Source organism: Paraburkholderia sp. FW306-02-B (assembly GCF_058782725.1).
Genome location: NZ_JBYSXZ010000004.1, coordinates 116,379 through 134,269, shown reverse-complemented (window position 1 = coordinate 134,269; position 17,891 = coordinate 116,379). Strand labels below are relative to the sequence as shown.

Annotated in this window: 15 protein-coding genes; 10 read left to right on the top strand and 5 right to left on the bottom strand. The window is 59.5% G+C overall.

Going from position 1 to position 17,891, the window contains the following annotated elements:
* Window positions 1-221: 221 nt before the first annotated feature.
* The 5 genes from AC3WOG_RS37410 to AC3WOG_RS37390 are packed head-to-tail and all read left to right on the top strand — an operon-like array spanning window position 222 to window position 5,520.
* Window positions 222-1,580: an MFS transporter gene (locus AC3WOG_RS37410; RefSeq protein ID WP_492582858.1), complete on the top strand. Its 1,359-nt coding sequence runs from the start codon at window positions 222-224 to the stop codon at window positions 1,578-1,580.
* Complete coding sequence (leuC, locus tag AC3WOG_RS37405; RefSeq protein ID WP_492582903.1) at window positions 1,580-2,977, top strand: 3-isopropylmalate dehydratase large subunit; 1,398 nt, start codon at window positions 1,580-1,582, stop codon at window positions 2,975-2,977. Before AC3WOG_RS37410 ends, leuC begins: the two co-directional genes overlap by 1 nt.
* A 1-nt stretch (window position 2,978) precedes the next feature.
* A complete protein-coding gene (gene leuD / locus AC3WOG_RS37400; RefSeq protein ID WP_492582857.1) occupies window positions 2,979-3,587 on the top strand; it encodes a 3-isopropylmalate dehydratase small subunit in 609 nt (202 codons plus the stop codon).
* 52 nt (window positions 3,588-3,639) lie between these two features.
* Window positions 3,640-4,197, top strand: coding sequence for a carboxymuconolactone decarboxylase family protein (locus tag AC3WOG_RS37395; protein ID WP_492582856.1), 558 nt, complete (start codon window positions 3,640-3,642; stop codon window positions 4,195-4,197).
* Between the two features lie 42 nt (window positions 4,198-4,239).
* Entirely contained in the window at window positions 4,240-5,520 is a 1,281-nt protein-coding gene (locus tag AC3WOG_RS37390; protein WP_492582855.1) for a CaiB/BaiF CoA transferase family protein, read from the top strand.
* A 163-nt stretch (window positions 5,521-5,683) separates the two neighbouring features.
* Here the strand turns inward: AC3WOG_RS37390 and AC3WOG_RS37385 are convergent, their stop codons facing one another.
* Complete coding sequence (locus AC3WOG_RS37385) at window positions 5,684-6,253, bottom strand: DUF2889 domain-containing protein (RefSeq protein ID WP_492582854.1); 570 nt, start codon at window positions 6,251-6,253, stop codon at window positions 5,684-5,686.
* A 525-nt stretch (window positions 6,254-6,778) separates the two neighbouring features.
* Between AC3WOG_RS37385 and AC3WOG_RS37380 the strand changes: the two genes are divergently transcribed.
* On the top strand, window positions 6,779-8,401 hold the full coding sequence (locus tag AC3WOG_RS37380) for a GMC family oxidoreductase (RefSeq protein ID WP_492582902.1): 1,623 nt from the start codon (window positions 6,779-6,781) through the stop codon (window positions 8,399-8,401).
* Window positions 8,402-8,590: 189 nt separating this feature from the next.
* Window positions 8,591-9,379 (top strand): enoyl-CoA hydratase/isomerase family protein, encoded by a 789-nt coding sequence (locus AC3WOG_RS37375; protein ID WP_492582853.1) that lies wholly within the window; start codon window positions 8,591-8,593, stop codon window positions 9,377-9,379.
* Between the two features lie 33 nt (window positions 9,380-9,412).
* Here AC3WOG_RS37375 and AC3WOG_RS37370 read toward each other — a convergent pair whose 3' ends face one another.
* Together AC3WOG_RS37370 and AC3WOG_RS37365 are read right to left on the bottom strand one after the other, a co-directional pair.
* On the bottom strand, window positions 9,413-10,351 hold the full coding sequence (locus tag AC3WOG_RS37370) for a LysR substrate-binding domain-containing protein (protein ID WP_492582852.1): 939 nt from the start codon (window positions 10,349-10,351) through the stop codon (window positions 9,413-9,415).
* Window positions 10,352-10,458: 107 nt separating this feature from the next.
* The gene (locus AC3WOG_RS37365; protein ID WP_492582851.1) at window positions 10,459-11,709 is read right to left on the bottom strand and encodes a CaiB/BaiF CoA transferase family protein; all 1,251 of its coding nucleotides are present in this window, start codon (window positions 11,707-11,709) and stop codon (window positions 10,459-10,461) included.
* Between the two features lie 196 nt (window positions 11,710-11,905).
* On the opposite strand from AC3WOG_RS37365, the gene AC3WOG_RS37360 reads away from it, so the two are divergent.
* Window positions 11,906-13,117 carry an ABC transporter substrate-binding protein gene (locus tag AC3WOG_RS37360; RefSeq protein ID WP_492582850.1) on the top strand — a complete coding sequence of 404 codons (1,212 nt, stop codon included), beginning with the start codon at window positions 11,906-11,908 and terminating at the stop codon, window positions 13,115-13,117.
* Between the two features lie 85 nt (window positions 13,118-13,202).
* On the opposite strand, the gene AC3WOG_RS37355 is transcribed toward AC3WOG_RS37360, so the two are convergent.
* Window positions 13,203-14,642: an MFS transporter gene (locus AC3WOG_RS37355; RefSeq protein ID WP_492582849.1), complete on the bottom strand. Its 1,440-nt coding sequence runs from the start codon at window positions 14,640-14,642 to the stop codon at window positions 13,203-13,205.
* Between the two features lie 423 nt (window positions 14,643-15,065).
* Between AC3WOG_RS37355 and AC3WOG_RS37350 the strand changes: the two genes are divergently transcribed.
* Both AC3WOG_RS37350 and AC3WOG_RS37345 read left to right on the top strand, forming a co-directional pair.
* The gene (locus AC3WOG_RS37350; protein ID WP_492582848.1) at window positions 15,066-16,295 is read left to right on the top strand and encodes an acyl-CoA dehydrogenase family protein; all 1,230 of its coding nucleotides are present in this window, start codon (window positions 15,066-15,068) and stop codon (window positions 16,293-16,295) included.
* A gap of 125 nt (window positions 16,296-16,420) precedes the next feature.
* A complete protein-coding gene (locus AC3WOG_RS37345) occupies window positions 16,421-17,215 on the top strand; it encodes a shikimate dehydrogenase family protein (protein ID WP_492582847.1) in 795 nt (264 codons plus the stop codon).
* A gap of 127 nt (window positions 17,216-17,342) precedes the next feature.
* On the opposite strand, the gene AC3WOG_RS37340 is transcribed toward AC3WOG_RS37345, so the two are convergent.
* Complete coding sequence (locus AC3WOG_RS37340; protein ID WP_492582846.1) at window positions 17,343-17,732, bottom strand: LysR substrate-binding domain-containing protein; 390 nt, start codon at window positions 17,730-17,732, stop codon at window positions 17,343-17,345.
* Window positions 17,733-17,891 lie beyond the last annotated feature (159 nt).

Here is a 17,891-nt window from a genome sequence, read left to right as displayed (position 1 = left end):
GGTATGGGACACACGCCATGTCGTTGGCGAACACAGTTCTTTCCGGCAGCGCTTCATGGCGGGCCCTACAAAGGGGTTCGGCGCATGGTATGCGACTTGCCTTATGAAATGCAGGGCTGACCGGGCGGCTTCATCGATCGGCGGCTGCGTTCGCTGCCACGCGAATCAACAGTATCGCCCAAAGCAGTTCGTATAAAAAGTCAGGAGACGGAGATGGGTAAATGAACAGCAACGCAAACCGGATCGAAGAGCCCGCCGCGCTGGCGGATTCAGACAACCATCTGTTCCGCAAGATAACGACCCGCATCGTTCCCATTCTCTGGCTCGTCTATTTCTTTAACTATCTCGACCGCACGAACGTCGCGTACGCGCATTTGCGCATGAGAGACGATCTGGGCTTTAGCGACGCAGTCTTCGGCCTTGGTGCGAGCCTCATCTTCATCGGCCTGATCGCGTTCGAGATTCCCAGCAATATCATTCTGGCGCGCATTGGCGTGCGCAAGACGTTGTTCCGCATCATGATCCTGTGGGGTCTGTGCAGCGCAGCGATGAGTTTCGTGACGACGCCCACAGAGTTCTACATTCTCCGGTTCATGATCGGCGTCTTCGAGGCCGGCCTTGTGCCTGGCGCGCTCTACTACATAACGCTCTGGTACCCGACGCAGCGCCGCGGGCAACCCTGCGCGATGTTCTACACCGCGCCGAGTTGCGCAGGGATCGTGTCGGGGCCGCTCGCGGCCGGATTCATGACCTATCTGAATGGCGTCGGCAACTTCAAGGGCTGGCAATGGCTTTTCATCATGGAAGGCCTACCTTGTCTCGCTCTCGCGTTCGTCGCGTATCGCGTTCTTTCGGACAGCCCGGATAAAGCGAACTGGTTGAGCCTCGACGAACGCCGCCGCGTGCAGCATCTCATCCAGGACGCCAATGTCGCGCATCACACGCTCGACCGTCAGGATTTCCTGACCGTCGCACGCGACCCGCGTCTCTGGGTGCTCGGCCTGACGGGATTTTTGATGCTCATTCCGCAGTTCGGCCTGACCTTCTGGCAGCCGACTCTGCTCAAAGGGATGGGGCTCACGGTCATGGAGGTGGGCATTTATTCGGCATTGCCAGCTATCTGTGGCGTGGTGGCCTCGGTGCTGGTGGCGAAGCATTCCGATTCGAGCGGCGAGCGTTGCTGGCATTACATCATGTCTGCGCTCGCTGCAGCGTCCGGGCTGCTGCTGACGACATTGTTCCCGGCCAACACGCTGTTGACCCTGCTGTGCCTCTGCCTGACCTGGGCAGGTTTCGTGAGTGCCTACGCGATGCTCTGGACCTTTCCTGGGCGGATCTTCAGCGGGCGGGTGGCCGCCACCGGACTCGCGATCATCACTGTCATTCACGGCAGCGCCGGGATCGTGGGACCGTATGGCCTTGCGTTGATGAAGACGGCAACGGGCGGATTCACCATCAGTCTCTACACCGGCAGCGTGCTTCTGGTTGCGTCGACGTTGATCTTCTACCCGTTTTTTTCGCGCAGATCGACGCTACAACTCGAACGGGCCCGACTCAGTGAGGTCGGCAACGAGCCATGATGAGCAAGACTCTGTACGAAAAAATCTGGAAGGCACACGCCGTCCTCGAAGGCGAAGATGGACAGACACTGCTGCACGTCGGACGTCATATCGTTCAGGACGGGTCCAACCACGCATTCGAAGCTCTGCGACAACGCAACTTGCGTGTGCGCAGTCCCGAGCAGATGTTCGCGACGCCGGATCACGGCGTGTCCTCCAGAGGCCGCAATATGGACAACATCGCGGAACCGGACCAACGACGCGCGGTGCACGCGTTATCAGCAAATACAAGAGAATTCGGCATCGTGCATTTTGGGCTTGACGATCCGCGTCAGGGCATTGTGCATGTCGTCGGCCCGGAGCAAGGCATCTCTCAGCCGGGCATGCTCCTCGTTTGCGGGGACTCGCACACCTCGACTCACGGCGCGCTGGGTGCGCTGGCTTTCGGGCTTGGCGCCAGCGACGTTTTTCATGTGCTCGCAACTCAGACCATCTGGCAACGGCAGGCGAAGACATTGAGGGTTTCGGTCGAGGGCACGCTGTCCGACGGCGTCACGGCGAAGGACCTGATCCTGGCGATCATCGCCACGCTCGGCGCAAACGGTGCCGCCGGCTATGTCATTGAGTACGCGGGTCCGGTATTGCGGGCAATGTCCATCGAACAGCGCTTGACGGTTTGCAACATGTCGATCGAAGCAGGGGCGCGTGCCGGCATGGTCGCGCCCGACGACACCACGTACGCTTATCTCGCGGGCCGCCCATTCGCGCCGGGTGGCGCGAAGTGGGACAAGGCTCTGGCCTGGTGGCGCACGCTGCCGTCTGAGCCGGACGCGGTGTTCGACAAGGAGGTTTCGCTCGATGCCAGTACGCTGGCGCCGATGGTGACGTGGGGCAACAGTCCCGAAGACGCATTGCCGGTCGGCGGGAGGGTGCCCGATCCTTCCGAGGAGCCCGATCTCGAACGGCGGGCCTATCAGACGCGGACGATCGACTATATGGGGCTCGTGCCCGGTATGGCGCTCACGGATATCCGGATCGATCAGGTATTCATCGGTTCGTGCACCAACGCGCGAATCGAAGACCTGCGGGCTGCATCGAAACTCGTGAAGGGCGGCCGTGCGGTCGTGCCGGCTCTGGTAGTCCCAGGCTCGACGCAGGTCAAGCTCGCCGCAGAGTCCGAAGGGCTCGACCGCATCTTCCGCGACGCCGGATTCGAATGGGGTGAGTCGGGCTGTTCCATGTGCGTGGCGATGAACGGCGATCGTGTCGCACCGGGGATGCGTTGCGCATCGACGTCGAACCGGAATTTCATCGGGCGTCAGGGTACCGGTAGCCGCACGCACCTCATGAGCCCACCGATGGCGGCCGCCGCCGCGCTGACAGGGCGCATCACCGACGTGCGCAAGTTCGAGGTCTGATATGGAACCGTTCGTCACGCTGGAAGCCATCGCCGCGCCCATGGATCGATCAAATGTCGACACGGACCAGATCTTGCCCGCGCGTTTCCTGCGCCGGCCGCGCAAGGACGGTTATGGACATTTCCTGTTTCGGGACATGCGCTTTCGCGAGGACGGTAGCGAGGTCGCGGACTTCGTGTTGAACCAGACACCGTTTCGCAGCGCTCGCATTCTTGTCGCGGATCGCAATTTCGGGGGCGGATCGAGTCGAGAACAGGCGCCTTGGAGTCTGGTGGATTACGGCATTCGCTGTGTGATCGCCTCGGACTTCGGCGAGATCTTTTATCGCAATTCATTGAAGAGCGGGTTGCTGCCCGTGGAGTTGAGTATCGACGTCTGCATCGCGATACGCGAGCAACTTCGCACCAATCCGGGCGTGATGCTGCGTGTGGATCTGATCCAGCAAGTCGTGACCGCGCCCGACGGTGCCGCATACGATTTCAGGATCGATCCGTTTCGCAAACGCTGCCTGCTCCTGGGTCTCGACGAAGTTGGCCTGACCTTCCAGTACGACGGCCAGATCGCCGCTTTCGAGCAGTCCTACCGTCAGCGGTTCGACTGGCTTTTTTAATCTTTCAAGTACGTATCAGTTTCCCTTCACGCAAGCAGAAAGGTCAAACGACATGCCATTCTTTAAATCGCTTCCCGACGATGCGGGTCCCCCCAGCATCTTCACAAAGTACCCGGATATCTACGGCCCGTGGTCGAAGATGAGCGAGGAGATGATGAACGGCCCTTCGCCGCTGAGTCAGGCGGAGCGCGAACTGATTCTTGCCTATGCAGCCGGCGTCGCGGGTTGCGACTTCGTCTATGTGGCGCATTCGGAAGTCGCTTATGAGCGCGGTATCGAAAACGGTCTGATCGAGCGCCTCATCAGGGATCCAGACAACACCATGGTCGAGCCGGAGCGCCTGAAGCCGTTGTTGGCCTTCGTGCGCAAACTGAGTGTGACGCCAGGAGAGATCTGCCAGGCCGATGCTGATTCGGTGTTCGCGGCAGGGTGGGACGAGCAGGCGCTTCACGACGCCGTTGCGATAACGGGTCGAGCCGCCTTCATGCAACGACTCGTTCAAGGGTTCGGTTTCATCCCCATGACGCGTGAGCATGCCGTGAAACGCGCGAAGAAGCGAATCGAGCACGGTTACGTCAATCTCTATAGTGCGTTCCGCGAGCCGAAGTAAGCGCTCTTCCGTCACAGCGTCAGTTATTCAAGTCAAGTTACCATGTTCAAAGAGCTCGAAGCAGACTTTCCCACCCATCGACCACGCACTGAGGGCGCAGAACTGGCGCTTCAGGGTATCCGTATTGTCGACTTCACGCATTTCATCGCGGGTCCTTTCGCGACCATGATTCTCGCTGACATGGGCGCTGACGTGATCAAGGTCGAAGCGCCCGGCAAAGGCGACGATTTCCGGCAATATCCACCGATGGTGCCGGAGTTCGGCGGCGGCGTTCCCTACGCGTGGACCAATCGCAACAAGCGCAGCATCGCGCTGGACCTGAAATCGTCCGAGGGCCTGGCATTGGCGCGCGAACTCATAGCAAAAGCAGATATCGTCGTGGAGAATTTTTCCACAGGCGTTATCGAGCGCCTGGGTCTCGGCTATGAAACGTTTCGTGAAAGCAACCCAGGGCTGATCTTCTGTTCAGTCTCAGCGTATGGCCGCAAAGGCGCATTTGCCGACCGGCTGGGATTCGATCCGATTGCGCAGGCGGAAAGTGGATTCATCTCCATGAATGGATACCCGGACCGTGAAGGCGTGCGAGCGCTGTCGCCGGTCATGGACATCAGCACAGCGATGATGACCAGCAACGCGATTCTCGGTGCGTTGGTGGCGAGGGCGAGAACCGGCAAAGGACAGGCAGTGGAAGTCGCGCTGTTCGACACGGCGGTCCTCATGACCGGTTATGCCCCACTGCAACAACTGTACACGGGCAAAGGGCCGGTCAGGCCCGGCAATACCAGTCCGGATACCTGTCCGTCGGGCGTGTTCAAATCGGCAGATCATTCTTTTCTCATCAATTGCGGGAATACGCAGATCTTCCAGCGATTGATGAATCAGGTGGTGGACCTTCCGCAGGTTGCCAGCGATCCCGCGTACGCGACGAACAAGGACCGGGTCGCAAGACGCGAAACGCTTTTCGGTATCTTGCAGGAGGAGTTCGCGAGGCAGCCATGGGAGTACTGGCAGACACGTATGCGCGCGGCGAACGTGCCGTGCGGCGAGTTGCGCAATGTCGGCGAGGCCATTCGTTCACCGGAAGCGCAGGAGCGCGAAATCGTGACGCGAATTCCTCATCCGGAGCTAGGCTGGGTGCCGAATATCGCGTTGCCGATCCGTTATGCGCAGACGCCGCTGGCCGATCCGGTGGCGGCGCCGCGAGTCGGCGAGGACACGCTCGACGTACTCGGTGAATGGCTCGGTTGCAACCAGGAGCGGCTGGACACGCTGGCCGAAGCGGGCGCCTTCGGCGCAGCCGCGGCGCAGGGCGCTAGTAAGTGACGTTCTGAGTTCCGTGCGGGCGCGGTCGACTTCGGCCGCGCGCCGCTGTCATTTCACTGAGAGTGGCGCCCTCGGGGCGAGCGCACGCGTCGAGGGCGGAGTCCGGCGGCCTGTCGATAGCCGCTGATAGCGGCATTAGCGTGCGCGATTCGATTCGCCCACTTTACTCTTCCCGTTCGCCCGCTTCGGCGTGGAAATGTTCTGGCCAGAAACGCTGGATGACTGCCCGTTGTGTCGAATACGCGTAACAACTGTTGGGCCGGACGGCGACCGTCGTAGGGTCTACCGCAGTCTGGCCTATTCTTCTCGCGCCATTGATCGCCTGATATGCAGTGGTGGCCAGCGGAATCAGCATCTCCATCAGATGAGTGCAGCTCGCCGCGCCGCGGAGTTTCTGCTTGACGATGCTCGACCATCCAGCCGCAATGCGTTCTCCGACTAAGCCAGATAGCGTGGTTTCGGCCTCCTTGCACAGATCGTATGGCGTGGCATCGGACGAGGCTTCGATGCTATGGATGAGAAATTTATCGTCGATAGTCATGCGAATCGAAAGATCGTGCAGCGCCATGCCGGCGGGCAATGGTTCGGAACGGGCGATCAGTGCCATGGGAAATGGCTTGGTATCGACGAGACGAGCTTCTATGTCATAGAGGCCGTCGTCGCGGCGATGCCCGCGCATGTCGATCACACGGTGGTGTATTTCACGTCGGGGAGCAGGATCCGACAATGGCATTGGGAGACCTCGTTGTTGGAATGTCGTAAGCAAAGGAGACGCAATAAGCACGCCAAATCGAGCAATCTCTCTTCTAAGTATCTATCTCTGCGGCTACGGCTTCCGATCTTTCATTTGCCGAACTGGTGGGTCACGGCGACTACACCGACTGTCGTCGGCAAAGACATGCTTTGTTCCCGATCCCTTCGCAACTCCACCTCTGAAGCCTTTGATCCGACAACGGCATAAAGGCAACCCCACCGTTTTTTGAGCTTGTGATTGGCCGATACCGGCGCACCCGTCGCGATTGGACGGGCGCGTGAACATGCGCATGCCCCGGAAGCTAAAACCATCGCACTTCTCCAGCGAAAACTGGCATCTCATTTGCTTTAAAGGGGAATGGCTGCCGACGCGCAGCCGGCGCACTAAATGAATCCGGCATGGGCCTTCCGACATGCGGAAACGTGGAGGCCATCCATGCCTTCGGAGAGCGTGTCGAACCAGGATGGTGGTTTCACATGCTTGCAACTGTCGAGAGTGTCGAAATTGGAAAGCTACGATTACATTGTTATTGGAGCAGGTTCAGCAGGTTGTGTAGTGGCGCGGCGTCTATCGGATAACCCGAACTTGAAGGTGCTGCTGCTCGAAGCCGGCCCCGCGTCGGAAGACTTCTGGATTCGCACCCCGGCCGGAATGGGACGGCTGTTCAAACACGACGAGTACAACTGGAAGTTCTTCACCGAACCTGTACCGACCCTGCGCAACCGACAGATCTATTGGCCGAGAGGCAAGACGCTCGGAGGCAGCAGCGCGATCAACGGAATGGTCTACGTTCGCGGCAACCGTGGCGATTTCGATCACTGGGCGAGTCTTGGCAATGCGGGGTGGGGCTGGGACGACGTGCTACCGTACTTCAAGCGCGCCGAGGCGAACCAACGGATCGGCGATCCGCTGTGGGGTACGAAGGGCCCACTCGTCATCAGCGATCCTGCGGTCAAGCACCCCAGCGCCTTTGCGTTTCTTGAGGCAGCGCGCAGTATCGGCATTCCCACGCTGGACGAGATCAATGGCCTTGAAGAGCATGGCGCCGGTTTTTTGCAGGCAACGATCGCGAACGGCATTCGACAAACGGCGTACTCCGCGTATATCGCGCCAATCGCGCATCGTGCCAATCTCGTCGTACAGGCCAATACGCACGTGCGTCGCGTCGTGTTCGACAAAAAGCAGGCAACCGGCGTGGAAGTCATACAGGATGGTTCGACCCGAACCGTTGCCGCCAGTCGCGAGGTGATCGTTTGCGGCGGCGCGTTGAGCTCTCCGCAGGTTTTGATGCTCTCGGGAATCGGCGACGGCGCCATGCTGCAGCATCATGGCATTTCCACGCTGGTTCATGCACCCGGCGTGGGGCGGAACCTGCAGGACCACTTCGTGGTTCGCGTGCAGGCGCGCGCCACTCGGAAGAGTTCCTATAACCACGCGCTGAGCGGCTGGCGAAAATATTGGGAGGGTGCCCGGTACGTGACGACGCGGGGCGGCTACCTGGCTTTGGGTTCGTCTATGGCGGCGGCTTTCGTCAAGAGCGGACCGACTGTGCCTTATGCCGATCTGGAGATCAGCTTCCGCCCGATGACGTTCCGTTATCTTCCGACCGGAAGCGTCGAAGTTGACAACTATCCGGGCGTCAGCGCATCGGTCTACAACATGCGTCCCGCGTCGAAAGGCCAGATCACGCTGAAATCAGCCGACCCGTTGCAGGCGCCCGCCTTCAACCCGAACTACCTGGGCGATCCGGCTGACGTCGACGTCATGCTGTCGGGCCTGCATACGATCCGCCGTATTTATGCGAGCGAGCCTCTTGCGTCGCGAATCCTGTCTGAAATCGCCCCGGGCTCCGGCGTTGCCACGGACGAACAGCTAATCGATTACATGGAGCGCGAGGGGCAATGTGCCTTTCACCCGGCTGGCAGCTGCAAGATGGGCAACGACGATATGTCGGTAGTCGATGCTGCGCTGCGGGTGCGCGGCGTCGAGCGGCTGCGCGTAATCGATGCGTCCATCATGCCGACGGTGACATCCGGAAACACCAATGCGCCGAGTGTGATGATCGGTGAAAAAGGCGCCGACCTGATTCTGGCCGAAGCCATGCAGGCCAGGGCAGTGCCGGCCTGAATGGGGACGTTCGCATTTGCGGCGCAATAGTGCTTTCTCGTGTGAACGATGTAGACAGCGACACGCTCAAACGTCTTTATCGCAAGCGCTGCTGGAAAAATCTAACTCCACATGCGTCGTCCGGACTGCGCGGCCGCGCGTCGGAGTATCAATGATTCGCGGGCAGAAGTGCTCGGTTGAGGGAGGTCCATGGCCGAAGAACTATTGTTTGAAATTGAGCGGGGCATTGCCACGATCACGCTGAATCGTCCGGAAAAACTCAACGCCTTCACGGACGACATGCAGGAGACCTGGCTGGAAGCGCTGGAGGAATGCCGAACTAATCCGGAAATCCGGGTGATCGTCATGACGGGGACGGGCCGCGCATTCACCACTGGCGGCGATCTCGACACGTTCGCGGCCAGTGCGGCGCAATCGCCGGCCGCGATCAAAGCTCGGGTAGCTGAAGGCATACAGCGTCTGCCGAGGAAAATCGCGGAGATCGACAAGCCGGTGCTGGCAGCGCTAAACGGTCTCGCCACCGGCGGCGGCCTGGACATCGCGCTTGCGTGCGATATCCGCTTCGCGGCGCAGAGCGCGCGTTTTGCCGAGACGTATGTTCGCATGGGCCTGATTCCGGGTGTCGGAGGAGCGTATCTGCTGCCCCGCATTGTCGGTATGTCGAAGGCGCTGGAGATGTTCTGGACCGCCGATTGGGTGAGCGCAGAAGAGGCCGAGCGCATCGGACTTGTCAACAAGGTCTTCCCGGACGCGGAGTTGATGGACCGCACCTATGCGTTTGCAACGCGCGTCGCGGAAGGTGCGCCGCTTGCGGTGCAGTTGATCAAGCGGGTCATGCGTTTCGGGCTGGACAAGGACCTTGCGACGGCGCATGAAATTGTTGCCGCCAACCTGCCGATCGTGCGGGCGAGCGAGGACCACAGGGAGGCTGTGAGCGCTTTCAAGGACAAGCGCCCGCCGCGATTCACAGGTCAATGAAGAACGGGCCGACAGGCAGCGCCGGTAATCGCATCAGCGCGGGGCGGACAAGCTCGCCACGATTTCAATCATGCGGTCGAGCACCGGATCTCGCTGACCCTTCACCCAGCCAAACACGAAACGCGTAACGTAGTCGACCTCATCGAGCGGAATGACTCCGAGGCCGGGCGGGTAGGTAAAGTCCCGGCCCATTACCGCGAGGCCAATACCCATACCCACCGAAATAAGGTTGATCTGTGACGTGATCGACCGTACTTCCTGCACGATCTTCGGTTCGAAGCCAGCCTTCTGGCAAAGCGTGTAAAGCGGCCCATAGCCCGGACTGCTGCTCGAGCGCGGGACGACGACGAAGCGCTCACCAGCGAGTTCGCGGAGCGAAAGCGAGGTCCGTCCCGCGAGCGCATGATCGACCGGCAGGACGACCCCCAAGCCTCCCTTCTGTATCGGCAACCAGCCGAGCGCCGTATCTTCCTGCTCCAGCACACTGTCGGTCTGACGGTTCCAGAAGAACTCCGAACTCGGTCCAAAGTGCATGAAACCTGCGTGGATTCTTCCGGTGGAGAGCGCGTTGGGCTGTTCGAAAGTCGGAATCTCTAGCAGTGAAAGCGTTACGTCCGGATACGTTTCACGAAATTTCTTGATCGCGGCGCGGAACAGGGAGTGCAGCAGTGTCAGCGAGCCGTAGCCTATGTTCAGCACCCCGCACTTCCCTTCGCCTATCCGGCGCGTGACGGCCACCGCGTCGTCGATGTCGGTCATCACGTCCTGCAACCGCGGCAAAAGGGCTTTGCCCGCCGCGGTCAATCTGACGCCGTGCGCCATCCGTTCGAAAAGCGCCGTGCGAAGCTCACTCTCGAGATCGGAGATGATCTGCGACACCGCTGGACGGGTGATATGCAAACGCTCGGATGCGCGGCCAAAGTGTTGTTCTTCGGCCGCCGCTATGAAATACCTGAGATGTCGTAGTTCCATGATGGCACGCGGTAACTTATTACGCCACGTGAATGCAACTTGCGTGCCCTATGTCGACGTACCTTCCCAACATCCCACAACATGATCAAACCATCCTGTTTAGATTTTTACGAGGCTCGACTCGCGGCGGCGCGAGAGAGTCCGAAAGCGCCTGCCTGATCGAGACGCGCAATGTCTTCGGCGCTGAATTTCAGCTGGTCGCCCAGAATCCGATCGCGATGCTCGCCGAGCAGGGGCACGCGACGCTGCCGTGATGTCTCGTCGAGCCACGCGGGATTGACCGGCAAGCTCAGCGTGCCGCCCACGCCGTCTTCCACGTCGCATAGGGCGCCACGTTTGGCGAGGTAGTCGTCGCGAATCACTTCGGCCATGTCCAGAATCCCGGCAACGGGGACATCGACCTCGACCAGCTTGGCAGTGATTTCGGCGCGTGTGTGCGCCCGGGTGAATGTCTCCGTAATAGCGTGCACTTCGTGCTGCCGGCGCGAGCGCTCGCGATAGGTGGCGTAGCGCTCGTCGGTACCGAGCTCCGGGCGTCCCATCGCGACGCACAGACGGCGCCAGAATTCGTCCCGGTTGCAACCAATGTTGACGTATCCGTCCGAGGCCGGGAACGCTCCGTAAGGCACGCCATGGAAGCCATTGGAGCCGGCGAACGAGGCCGCCGACTCTTCTTCGAATTGGACGCGGCTGAGGGCGACAGAGACCATCGGCAGCATGCATTCGACAAGGCCGATATCTATCAGTCTGCCCACTCCATGGTGCTCCTGATTGCGCAGCGCCAGGAGAATCGCCGCGTGCGCAGATACGGCGCCCATGATGTCGCCCAACGCGAAACCGCACCACACCGGGTTCCCGGAGTGATCCCGCGTGAGACCGGTGGCGCCAGCCATGGCTTCGGCCACCATCGCGAGGCCTGCGCGGTCCGCATACTCGCCGGAATTCTCCATACCGAAGCCGGAAATACTGACGATCACCAGTCGAGGAAATCGCTGTTGCAAAACGCGCGGGTGCAAGCCGAGTCGTTCGAGCGCCTGCACGCGCATGTTGGTCACGAACACATCCGCCGTCTCCAGCAGACTCGACAGAATGGCAGAGCCCTGCGGATTTTTGAGGTCTAGCGCAATGCTTTGCTTGTCGCGGTTTAGCGACGCGAAGTACGCGGACACTTCGCGGTCGCCCGCATAGCGGATTGGCTCGCGATGTCGGCTTAGTTCGCCGTCGGGCGGTTCGACCTTGATCACCTGGGCGCCTTCGTCAGCCAGCATTTGGCAGCAGTAGGGACCCGCGATCAGATGAGATAGTTCGACGACTTTGATGCCTTCGAGAGGCAGCGGCATGGGACTCGTGGTTGACATGAAGACTCGACTCTCGTTGGTTAGGCAATGTTGGTCATTTTGCGTTTGTCAGTTGCGGGAGTCGAGTCGCATTTTTTATGAGCGACGGTAAGTTTTCGTGACGTCCTGCACGCAATGATGGTTCAAGTTTCATGCTGGCATACTTGCTGCGAGCTAAAGCGCCGCTGACACCGAATAATCCAGGAGGAGACCCTTGATGAGAACATTTCTAGTTGCTCTTTGTAGCTTCGCCGTCGCGAGCGTAAGCTCGCCTACTGTTATGGCCCAAACGAATCAGGAGCCGTTTAGGATCGGCGCGATTGTCGATATGACGGGCGTCTATTCGGGTATCGGTGGACGGGGAGGTGTCGCGGCGGTGAAACTCGCCGCGCAGGATTTCGGCGGGAAAGTCTTAGGACGGCCGATCGAGATATTGTCCGCTGACTACCAGGGGAAAGTCGACATCACGTCGACTCGGGTGCGCCAATGGTACGACCGCGACAACGTCTCTATGGTTATCGAATCGACCGATTCGGCATCGGCATTGGCGTTGCAGCGGCTCGGCGTGGAAAAGAAAAAAGTGACCATTTTTGCGGGCTCGGCTACTACCGAGCTTACAGGCAAGCAATGCTCGCCGTACGGAGTGCACTATGTCTACGACACCTACTCGTTGGCTAACGGAACGGCACGTGCGATCGTCGGGGAGGGCGGAAAGAGCTGGTATTTCGTCACTGCGGATTATGCATTCGGCCATTCTCTCGAGGCACAGGCAACCAAGGTCGTCAATTCGCTAGGCGGCCACGTGGTCGGCAGCGTGAACCATCCACTGTCTGCCTCTGACTTTGCTTCTTTTCTGTTGCAGGCACAAACGTCGAAAGCGCAGGTAATCGGTTTGGCCGACGCAGGCCGGGACACGCAGAACGCTATCCGGCAAGCCTCTGAGTTCGGGTTGATGAGTCACAAGCAGATCGTCGCTCCGCTGTTGATTTTCGACAGCGACCTGAAGGGAATCGGACTGAAGACGGCGCAGGGGCTTCAGTTCACGACTGCATTCTATTGGGATTACAACGACCAGACCCGGGCGTTCGCGAAGAAGTTCTTCGCGCTCACGCATATGATGCCGACCATGGTTCAAGCCGGCATGTATTCGGCCGTAATGCACTACCTGGGCGCGGTTCAGTCCGCTGGCACCTCCGACAGCGACAAGGTGATGGCCAGAATGCGCGCGACTCCGATCAACGACTTCTTTGCGAAGAACGGGCGCATTCTCTCGAACGGATTGATGCAGCACGACATGTATCTGGCTGAAGCCAAGAAACCATCCGAGTCGAAAGGCGAATGGGACCTGCTGAAGATCCGCTCGGTCATTCCGATGGACCAGGCGTTTGAGTCCGTCGAGCAAAGTGGTTGCGCGTTGGCGGCGCACTGAGCTGCCATTTACCTTTTTTGCCGGACCCATCGCAGGTCCTGACGTCGTGAGCCAGACGTCCCGATCTGCGACGGGTACGCGCTTGCTAGGTAATGTTGATATTGCGTTCCCTGAGCATTGCGCGGAAATGCGGAAGTGCGGAAAGGAACAGGCAGGCAGCGAGTGCCGACGCAATACCGGAGACGATAGCCAGCGAATAACCGACCATCTGCGGGTCTTTGAACACCTTGTCGGTGAGAATGGCGATCGCGGTCGGACCGACGCCGAAACCGATGGATTGGGCAAGGAACGTATGCAGCGATGCCACGAAACCGCGCAGCCGGCTCGGTGTGCTGAGCTGGGTCGCAGCGGCGAAGATGCTGACGGGAAAGCTGAAAAAGAAGATGGCAACGCCCGCAGTAATGAAAACGCCCGCAGCGCCGGGCGCGAATGGAATGGAAACACAGGAAATGAACACGAACAGTTCCGAGAAGCCCGCGATACGCAGGGCGGCGTCGGGGATGCCTCTACGTTCGAAAAACCGCACCACGAACGGCCCGAGCAGAACGCCGCTCGTCCCTACGATCACTGCAATCAATCCCAGCCGATAGCCTACGACCGAGGGGGCGACACCACGGCACCGAATGAGGAACGACGGCAGCCACGCGGGCGTTCCGAGCGTCACGATCGAATGCATGCCTATGCCCAGATACATGCGTCCGTAGAACGAACGGCGCTGCCAGATATAGCTCAGGCCTTCGAGGAGCGTGAACGGTTTGCCGTCGGCGGAATTGCGGATGGTGACGCTTCGCGCCGGTTCACGCACCGTTAGCAATATCACAGCTAATACTGTTCCAGTGAGGCCGACCAGAACGAATGCGATCTGCCACGTCGCGAAGTCCTGAAGAACCGGGATGGACCGACGGATGTTGCTGGCGAAATAGAGAACGAGGCCACTCGCTACTAGCGAAAACCCGGCACCGATGAACTGCCCGGCATTGAAAACGCTGATCGCGCGTGGCGCTTTGCTCGTCGAGAAGTAGTCCCAGATAAGGGAGCAACAGACGGGAAACACGCAGGCCTCGCTGGCGCCCACACCGAATCGCGCGACAAACAGTTCGATGTAGGTATTCGCGTGTCCGCACAGCGCAGTGAACGTACACCAGAGACAGATACCGATGATCAGGACATTTCGCCTGTTCGTGATGTCTGCGAGACGCCCGAACAACGGGGCAGCGATCAGATATGCGGAAACGAATGCGGTTCCCTGGACGAGACTGAGTTGCGTATCGGAGATGAGCAGAGTTCGCTTTATCGGGTCGACCAGAAGATTCAGGAGTTGACGGTCGACATACGCCAGCGCGTAGCTGAGGGTGAGAAGTCCCAGCACGTACCAGGACGTCGCGCTATCCAGTTTGGCGTGAACCGGTAGCTGGGTCCGGCCGGCTAGGTCCGCCACCTTCAGTTGCTCCGGGGAAATCGCAGGACGATCAGTACTCTTCATGGCGTCTCCGTAAACGCGCCTTTTGACGGGCGACAGATTCAATTTTTTGCGTACGGCTTTTCGGGCCGTTTTTTTTACGTGAGCAGACGCTGTCTGGAGGAGTCTTTGCGATCGGCTCACCGAGCAAAGTCGTACAGTGATATGAGGATCATGCTGGGTGAATGGCGTTTGCAACACTTATGCCAGTGATGGCCCGGTGCTGCTGTACTACGGTACGTCTGCAGTCTGGTGAAGAACTGTAGCGGGGCGTATTCACAGCGGACACTTGTGCGTGCGTCACGGACACGTATTCCCGGGGTTTGCGCATATGGACATATCCCGACCGGACGGGCCCGCAGCGTCGTCGTATGGTTCATTTACAGTGGCATACATGTTGCGTGATCAGAGCCTCCAATGAGCTCGCCAATCACTCTTGCGAAGAGCGACGTCGCGGCGAGCGTCTTGAATACCGAAAGGGGGAGAGGCATGGATCCGGCGATATCCGAGGAAATCGAAGCGGTGCGTGACATGGTCATTCGCTTCATGAAGAATGAAGTGGTTCCTGTCATGGACGGTTATGAGGCACGCGGGGAGTTCCCGCGTGAATTGATTCGGAAGGCCGGCGAGACTGGGCTGTATGGCGCCGTGTTTCCCGAATCGGTGGGCGGCAGCAATATGGGTTATCTCGCCGCAGCAGTAATTCAGGAAGAAATGGCTCGTCACGATGCGCGCTTTTCTTCGTGCAACAACCAGCAAGGTTCCACGTGTCCGAGCTGTATCTATTTCGGCGGAACGGCAGAGCAGATCAGAAAGTATGTTCCGGATCTCGTGGCCGGGAAGACGATCGGCATGATGTCGCTGACGGAGTCCGGTGGCGGTTCAGATGCTGAGGGGAATCTGAAGACTTTCGCACGGCGCGACGGCGACGTCTACCGCATCACGGGGCAGAAGATGTGGGCGTCGATGGCCAACGAGACCGATGTCGGCATTCTGTTTGCGAGGACCGATCGCGATGCGGGCGCGAAAGGCGTGACTGCTTTCATCGTTCAACCAAAGAAATATCCGGGATGGAAGGCTGAGCCCATTGCAATGCAGGGCTTGTCGAACGCGCTGCGTACCAACGTATTGTTTCTCGACGACTTCGTTGTGCCAGTGGAAGATCGTCTGGGCGAAGAGGGCGAGGGCTTCAAGATCATCATGCGCACGCTGCAGGCGGGCCGCGTGACGGTATCGGGCAAAGCACTGGGGGTTGCCCGAGCATGCTACGAGGACGCGCTGACCTATGCCAACGAACGCACGCTTCGCGGTCAGCCGCTCGGGCGCCTGCAGATGATCCAGTCCGACATTGCGGAAATGGCGACCGCCATCGAGGCTAGCAGGGCACTCGTGTATAAGGCCGCGCAAATGATGGACGACAGCCAGCCATCCAACCGCATGGCAGCCATCGCGAAATACCACGCGTCGCAAACGGCCAAATTGTGCGCGGACAAGGCGCAACAGATCTTCGGCGGCTACGGCCTCGCACGTGAATATCGTATCTCGTGGCTGAAGTCGTACGCCGATCTGTTCTTTGTCGGTGAAGGATCGGCAAACGTGCAGAAAATCATGATCGCCGAAGACGCGTTGGGATACAAACTGGCCGACCGCCACCACGGAAAAACCGGCTTACGCGACATCCGCAAGCACGACGTGGCCGACGAAACGGTCAAGGCGTGATGCGGCTTGCGAACGGGGTGTCCGCCGTACGGTGGCATCGAAATTGCAGCGATGGTGCCGAATCCGCTTCGCTGTGTTCCGTGCGTGACGCGAAGTGTCAACTCAACGAACGATGAGATTAGAGAATGCTAGAGAATTTGAGTGGTGAGACCCGGCTGTTTCCGATCATTGGTGACCCAATCGTATTCGTCAAGTCGCCGGCACGACTGACAAGTGGTTTTGCCGCACGAGGCCACAATGGTCTGTGCATCCCAATGCAGGTTCCTGATGGGGACCTGAAAGTCGTGATGCAAGGTCTGACCAGCACGCGTAATGTCGACGGGTTGCTCGTGACCATGCCGCATAAGTTCACCGCCTTCACTTACTGCTCAACCAGCTCCGAAACGGCGCGATTGCTGGGTGGTGTGAGCGTCATGCGGCGTAATCCAGACGGCACTTGGCATGGTGGCATGCTGGATGGTCTGGCCTTCGTTAAGGCGCAGGTCGACGAGGGTGCGAAGCCCGAAGGTGCTCGCGCGCTGCTGATCGGTGCCGGCGCGGCGGGTAGTGCGATTGCCATCGCGCTACTCGAGGCGGGCGTTCGCGAATTGGTCATTCACGATTCCAACGAATCACGCGTCAGCCAGTTGCTGGAAATCCTCGGGGATCTGGGCCGTGGCCGCGCCACTGCCGGGCCGGCAGATCCGAAGGGTTGCGACATGGTATGCAATGCCACCCCGATGGGTATGGCGGAAGGCGATCCGCTTCCCGTTGCCGCAGACCTGCTCGACTCGTCGATGTTTGTCGGCGATGTGATCGCGGGGCACGGCGTGACGCCATTCCTGCAGGCGGCCCAAGCAGCAGGCTGCAAGACGGCAAACGGCGTGCAGATGGTCGAGGCCGTGCAGGAAATGATGCTCGACTTCATGCTCGGAAAATGATCGCGCTGATCGAGCGGCCGGTTTTCCAATAAGAGGCTAGAGAACTCCTTGTTGAGTTCTCTGTCGCTTCGGTTACAGAGAGCTTTTTGTCGGACTCGACAGCGCAAACAACGCACAGGATGCGCGCTCAGGAAGAACGCTTGCCGGTCTTCCTGAGCCGATGCGAGGTCGCCGGCTGCATGTGGCGGCGAAGCGCGTCGATAAAACGCTCGAATGCCGGCAGATGGTGCCGCCGGCTAGGGTAATAGATATGGTAGCCGGGGTAGAGAGGACACCAGTCGTCGAGTACCTGCTGAAGCGCCCCGCTGGCAAGTTTCGGACGAACTTCTTCTTCCGGCAGGTAGGCGAGTCCCGCGCCCGAAAGGGTTGCTGCCAGTATGACGCGCAGACTGTTGAAGATCAGTTGGCCTTCTACGCGCACCTTGACATCCTGACCAGCCTTTTTGAATTCCCACACATAGAGGTTGCCATGTGTGGCCATACGGAAACTGATGCAGCGCTGGCCGGTCAACTCCAAGGTTTCCGCAGGGGGCGAATGGCTAGCAAATTAAGTCGGCGAGCCCACGACGACCATGCGCGTTTCCGGCGTGATCGGAAGTGCAATCATGTCTTTGGCGACGATATCACCGAACCGGCGTCGTCATCGTAGCGGTCCGCCGCGATGTCGCTCAAACCG